Source organism: Campylobacter concisus (genome assembly GCF_002912425.1).
Lineage (GTDB): Bacteria > Campylobacterota > Campylobacteria > Campylobacterales > Campylobacteraceae > Campylobacter_A > Campylobacter_A concisus_AH.
Genome location: NZ_POYR01000043.1, coordinates 1 through 447, shown reverse-complemented (window position 1 = coordinate 447; position 447 = coordinate 1). Strand labels below are relative to the sequence as shown.

Below are 447 nucleotides of genomic sequence, written 5' to 3'. Positions count from 1 at the left end.
ATATAAGATAATATCTTTGTAAGAATTTCGCTCTCTTTTAATTTTAATAGAACACAAGATTTTGCATTAGCTATTTCTTTAACAATATCAAATTCGCCATAGTCATATTTTTTATCAAAAAATTTCAAATTAAGCTTGTGTATTATTTCATCATTTTCATTATCCATTGCTGCTATAACAGCAATTGCCCTAAAATCATTATCTATATTACCGAATATATCTATTTTTAAACAATCTCCATTATATTTTGAATAAATAAATTCTTTTAAACTATCATAGATTATGGAACTAGAAGCATAAGTTAATTCAGTTTTTTTCAAATTAGAATTTTTTAAAATTACTTCACTCATTTTAAATCCTTAATTTTATTTGCGTAGTCTAATGCTTTTTTAGTAGCTTCTTGTATTTTTGAATTTTTAGATATGCTACTTGATAACTGACTTCCAC

Annotated in this window: 1 protein-coding gene; it reads right to left on the bottom strand. The window is 23.3% G+C overall.

Going from position 1 to position 447, the window contains the following annotated elements; all coding sequences use genetic code 11:
- On the bottom strand, window positions 1–350 hold a 350-nt coding region (locus CYP84_RS02500; RefSeq protein ID WP_141089184.1), incomplete at its 3' end, for a hypothetical protein.
- Window positions 351–447 lie beyond the last annotated feature (97 nt).